Consider the following 5385-nt stretch of genomic DNA (forward strand, 5'->3'; position numbering starts at 1 on the left):
AAGGTGAACCGATCGGTTGTGCCGAACGCGAGGCCGAGCGATACCTGGTTACTGTCTGCAAGAGCGATCGAAAGCTCCCGAAGCGCACGGCTCTTGCCCGAGCCGTTGTTGCCGATGAGGTACATGCAGAGCGCTGGTGAGTTGGCGCTGAGCGCGCGCCATATGGGCCCAGTATCCAGTCCCAATTTCCATTCCGGTGCATTGGGTTCTCCAACGTAGACCTCTGCTCTCAGTGCCCAATCTTTGGCCGCCATCTCAGCGGGTTCGACCGCGCGACAAAAGCCAGGCACGTCGTGATACCCCGACTCGAACGTTCTGCCGAAGTAGCGGTTCAGTCTCAATGGGGCATCTGCCAGTGCTGGCTCCATGTCGAGCAAGTCAAATCCCCTGCTCCAGTGACGTGCGAAGTGGCTCGCCAGTCGGAGAACCTGCTCGCCTTCCGCCAAGGACCTGTCCTGCAGCAGATGACGCGCATCCACGAACAGAACACTATTCGGCTTGCGGAAGTGCCTGCCCATCGTCAGCCAGGCGCTCAGCGCCACGCGGCGCCCCGAGGGAGCGAAGCTATCGAAGTCGATGACCGCCGCGAGGCTACCCCCTTGGACGAGCACTTCCCTTGCCCGCTTGTAACGGGCCGGACCAAAGCGGTCTTGCCGTCCCACGATTGCAAGCACTACGGCGTCTGAGTTGGACAAGGCGGCCTGTACCAGCAAACTCGCCGCGCCGCTGTCAGCGGGGGCGTGGCCGGGATCGCCCGCGCGCCAACTGTGGACCGCTTTGGTCGCGGACACCTGGTCGATGAGGAGGAAAGGGGCACTTTGCCAAGGTTCAGGGCCAATATTCTGGATCGCACGCACACGGCGGATCAGCAGCCTCATGGCGTAGGCGAATCCGCGCTCGATTCCATCGAACTGCGCGACGCTCGCCAACCACACGGACTCAGCCGGAGGCTGCCTCCAGTTTGAGAAGAGTTCGCCTGAGGTCCCATAGAGTTCAAACGCCCTCTCCTCAGCACCGATCCAAGGCATCGCCAGCGCGGCAACGAATTCGTGGTGCCGCCTGTCGGTTGGCTTCCATTGGTTCGCGAGGCGGTAGAAGACGTCGTCGAAGATCCACAATGCCGTTTCGACTGACGCGCCCTCCAGTTCTGATCGCGCCACGTCGATCATCGACTGCATTTCATCGGAAGCCCCAGGCATCGGCAGGTTCGGCCGGCCGATCTGGAGCAGAGAGTCAAGCGTGTCGAGAAGCTCGCTCCACGCCGTCCTGAAGACGGCCGTATCCGAGGATGGATAGAGGACAGCCTCGATGGTCCTGCAGACCTCAACGTGATGCTTGGGAACGATGTGTTTCGCCTCTTGCTTGATCCGGTGCGAGCCGACCAGCAATAGGAGGATCCATTCCAGGTCGACGAGGGAATACCTTGTTGCGATGCTCGCAAGTTTCCTTCGCATGCGCTCGATGCGCACCTTGCCGTCTACGAAAGCCAACTTTGTCTCCCATGTCTGTCCGAAGAGCCGATTCTTGTCGTGGCTGCGTCGATTCTGTCTGAGGCGATCGCCATAGGGAAGGGCGCGATAAGGATGGCGTGTACTCCGCGTCCGTATTGCGCCTTGCACCCCTAGCCCGCAACCGATGGCCTGCCAGCGCAATGTCGATCTGGCGCCTGCAACGTCTGTCGGCCCCAGGGGGATCAGCTACGACGGAACTCAGCGCGCGGATCGGTGGATGGGATTCAGCCGATGCGCCATCACTACGTGGGCGGCCGATGCGGCAGATGCAGCACATGCACCGAGCACGCGGGCCTTCAGATCGTATGCGTCCGGCAATCCCATCTTGAAGCGAGAGTGTTCGGCGGCAAGGATGGTGTCCACCAAGGATTGAGGTGGACACCATGCCAGACACCAAACCTACTGCACGCAGACGCCCTGACGCTGATCTGAAGGCTCGGTGCTCGAGGCATGTGCCGCACCGGGCGCATCGGTGGCGTAGGTTGCGATGGCGCATGGGCTGAACGCCAACCTCGTGCACAAGTGGCGTAGAGACTCGCAGGTTGCGGCAGGCGCAGTGCCGGCTGCATTCATCGAGCTGCCGATGCCACGGGCGGCGATGCCGATCTGCGAACCTGAACCGAGGCCCGACATCCGCATCGAGCTCAAGCGTGGTGTGAAAAGCGTGTCGATCAACTGGCCGGCAGACTGCGCCGCCGAGTGCGGCGCCTAGCGCGCATCGTGTCTGTGATTGCGTCCTGCGATGGCGTCCACCTCAATCATTGGTCTACCTTAAGATGGGACGGCCGGACACATACTGGCCCATGCATTTCGACTCGAGCAGAGTCATTCCGCGATGTTACGAGGATGCATGAATCTCGTTGAAAAAAAATACTTGGGTTAGCCGTGCATTCTCTGGGGCCGTTCCGAAAAAAGACGCAGCACCGTGAAACATCTCACTTCCGCGAAACAAGACCAAGCGATTGAACTTCGCTCGCACAGAAAGATCGATTTCCCATTTCTCATCATCATGTGAGTCCCGCATAACGATCTCTCGGTCGAAGTCCTCCAACGAAGTGAATCCAAGCTCCATCAGCTGAGGTTTCGTGGGTACGCCTGACAAGCCTGTTTCCTTGTGGCGACAAAAGATCGTTCCGCCTTCAGCTACCTCTTCCGGTGTGAGATATATGACGCCAGTCCAGTCGGTATTGTCGAAATGTATTTTTGTGGTTCGCCTCTGACTTTGCGTGGAGTAGCGGAAACGACCAAACGCATTATTATCTCCGTCAACTGAAATTGCGGTGCYGACCAAGGAGCTGAGCCGCTCCATCAACTGCGTTGAATGAAAGCCGCGGATCGACTCTTGCCCGCTCAACGTTTCACATTGATCTTCGGAAAAATACTCTGCTCGCAGGGCGAGTTCCCTGATAGCGTTCGGATTGGTGTAGAAGTTGTCTACAACAATGAGCCTAGTGGCAGATGTACTCTTGGCTCCGGATGGCTCACTCTTGAACATGACGATTTTCCCCCTGAATTTCGAATGCTAAGAACTGGTGGATAATAGGAGAACGATTTCAAATGCCAAATTCGGAAGAAATGATGGCTTCACCTAAGCATAGACTCAATGGATTGGCGAAAGCACTGAATCATGCTCTGCAACGATCACTAGAGGGACCATCGAACAGTGTCGAAACATCCCAAGGCGAGCAGCGACTCAACGAAGAGGACGGACAGATTTACAGTTTGGTTGGTATAAATTTTAGCGCTCCGAAATTTGGCCAATATGCAAGAATTCCAAACTCAGTGGAAGTCATCATAAATATTGGCCAATCCGCGATTGGGCTTAATGTATTCGACCGAATTGGGCAAGTGGATGGAAGTGAAAAAATGACGTATACGGGTGTTAAATTGCTGCCTCCGGGTGCCGCCATCGAAATCAAGGGGCCCGAGCAATCGTATGTATTTCAATACCCGCACAATTTGGTTGCTATATTGGCAAGAGCGGCGAGCATCGATGGTTGCAAGGCCGAGCATAGTGAAGAAAGCTTCAGTATTGAGACGCTTGAGATAAAAACAAATAAATTCGAAGTGCAATGTCGCTGCATAAATATTGCGACTCTCTATGGCGTTCTCTTGGGGCGAGGCCACGGCTATCTCCCGCTTGATCTGTTACGAACTCTCCCTGCAGAACGCATTGCCAAACTGCACGAAGATATCGGGCGTGGCCTACGTTTGCTACCCCTTGAGGCCCCTCCAGCCCAACTCATTCATCACTCCAATTAATAATTTTCGATCAACAAGAAATTCTTCTTGGCAATGTAGTTCCGAGCTCGCGCTAGCGGGTCATCCGCGAATTGAAAGAAATGTCGATGGAGATACTTCCTGCAAAAAGGGAATTCGGCGGGATTATCAGTCAACTTGACGGTCGTGTAATGCCAGCTCGGTATAGAGGCGCGGCAGCTTTCCTCGTGGAAGTGGAGCAGTGATGCGAGACTCGTGTCTCCTCGCCAGTCGAATGCCGAGACTCCGTCCGAGATGTAGACATGCATGCCTGTGCTGAGATATTCGATACAAGGAAGAATCAGATATGGAGACCAGTCGCGCCTAACTTCGCAGGCCGCGGATGCAAGCATGTGACATGCACCCGAGGCGAAAAAGACTTCATCTGGTAGCGCCCATTGCCTAAGAGACTCAATTCTTTCGACTACTGTCCACATCGCTGGTTCCTCCCTTAAGCAACGCCGGGCGTAATCTGGGCGCTCGTGGCGGCGGGCTGGGTGCCTCGGATGAATATGCCAAAGTTTGTATAACCCCCTTGCAGGCTCTTCACCCGAAAACCCATAGAAAGGAATCTCAGAACAGCACCGTAGCTCCTTATTCCAGATTGACAATAGAGAATAATCGGAACGCTAGTATCGAGCTCGAGGACGCGATCATCCAACTCGTGCGATGGGATCGATATGCTGGGAATATGACCTGTAGCTCGCTCTTCTTCGGTGCGAATATCGACGAGTTGGTATCGTCCGCCGGACTCCATCAGGGCAACCAAGTCCTTCGGCGTTACCAAATGCTCTGGATCCTGCCGAAAGAGCAAGGGCTCCTGATTGGCTCCGACGGCGGGAGCACTTGTTGGGCGCCGGCGAATCGGGAGCCGGTCGATGCAAAGCGATAGAAGATCCAAAGTGAGCATAAACTTGGTCGCTGCGTCGTCTCTTCCGAGCAGTACCTTCACGGTCTCCAAGGCTTGGAGTATTCCTACGATCCCTGGCACTACGCCCAAGACCCCGACTTCGGCACAACTGCCACCAACCTCCGCAGGTGTCGCGGCGGGGAAGATGTCGCGATACGACACAGGCGTCAATTCGTCTTCGGAATCGGCAACGTTAAAGACGGCAACTTGGCCTTCAAAACGGTTGACCGAGCCGTATACGAGAGGCTTGCTGGCTGCGGCACATATATCGCCGAGGAGAAATTTGGTTGAAAAGTTGTCGCTACCATCCAGCACGACATCGCAGTCTTGAATACGCTCAGCGGCGTTGGCCGCGACCAATCGTTGTTGATAGGGGCGGAATTGGGTATGCCGAAATTGCTTCGACAGCCGTTCAGCTGCAACCCTCGCTTTCGAATGTCCTATATCTTCGGGATGGAATAAAATCTGGCGGTGAAGGTTCGTCTCATCGACAATGTCGTCGTCTACGAGATCGATGGTCCCAACTCCTGCGGCTGCAAGATAGAGTGCCGCTGGACAGCCGAGTCCTCCGACACCAACCACTAGAACGCGAGACGCCCCAAGGCGATGCTGCCCCTCTATTCCAATCTCCTCGAGCAAGCGTTGGCGGCTGAAGAATGGTTCCATTATTAATTAGCCTCCAGCAACACCGGAAAGAATGAATAG

The 5385-nt window shown here is 55.6% G+C and carries 5 protein-coding genes; 2 read left to right on the plus strand and 3 right to left on the minus strand.

The window, feature by feature from the left end:
• Nucleotides 1-1490, minus strand: a 1490-nt coding sequence (locus tag AC1D01_RS19020; protein WP_477868992.1) for a hypothetical protein, incomplete at its 3' end; no start/stop codon positions are given.
• 508 nt (nucleotides 1491-1998) lie between these two features.
• Here AC1D01_RS19020 and AC1D01_RS19025 point away from each other — a divergent pair.
• The gene (locus AC1D01_RS19025; protein WP_477868994.1) at nucleotides 1999-2223 is read left to right on the plus strand and encodes a hypothetical protein; all 225 of its coding nucleotides are present in this window, start codon (nucleotides 1999-2001) and stop codon (nucleotides 2221-2223) included.
• Nucleotides 2224-2349: 126 nt separating this feature from the next.
• On the opposite strand, the gene AC1D01_RS19030 is transcribed toward AC1D01_RS19025, so the two are convergent.
• Nucleotides 2350-3006 (minus strand): DUF6445 family protein, encoded by a 657-nt coding sequence (locus tag AC1D01_RS19030; RefSeq protein WP_477868996.1) that lies wholly within the window; start codon nucleotides 3004-3006, stop codon nucleotides 2350-2352.
• Between the two features lie 62 nt (nucleotides 3007-3068).
• Here AC1D01_RS19030 and AC1D01_RS19035 point away from each other — a divergent pair, with 62 nt between their 5' ends.
• The gene (locus AC1D01_RS19035; RefSeq protein WP_477868998.1) at nucleotides 3069-3773 is read left to right on the plus strand and encodes a hypothetical protein; all 705 of its coding nucleotides are present in this window, start codon (nucleotides 3069-3071) and stop codon (nucleotides 3771-3773) included.
• Between the two features lie 448 nt (nucleotides 3774-4221).
• On the opposite strand, the gene AC1D01_RS19040 is transcribed toward AC1D01_RS19035, so the two are convergent.
• Entirely contained in the window at nucleotides 4222-5346 is a 1125-nt protein-coding gene (locus AC1D01_RS19040) for a ThiF family adenylyltransferase (RefSeq protein ID WP_477869000.1), read from the minus strand.
• Nucleotides 5347-5385 lie beyond the last annotated feature (39 nt).

The organism is Rhizobacter sp. P3_B12 (assembly GCF_056402895.1).

Coding starts and splice junctions, on each gene's coding strand:
- AC1D01_RS19025 (WP_477868994.1), top strand. CDS start 1,999: ATGGCGCATGGGCTGAACGCCAACCTCGTGCACAAGTGGCGTAGAGAC.
- AC1D01_RS19035 (WP_477868998.1), top strand. CDS start 3,069: ATGCCAAATTCGGAAGAAATGATGGCTTCACCTAAGCATAGACTCAAT.
- AC1D01_RS19040 (WP_477869000.1), bottom strand. CDS start 5,346: ATGGAACCATTCTTCAGCCGCCAACGCTTGCTCGAGGAGATTGGAATA.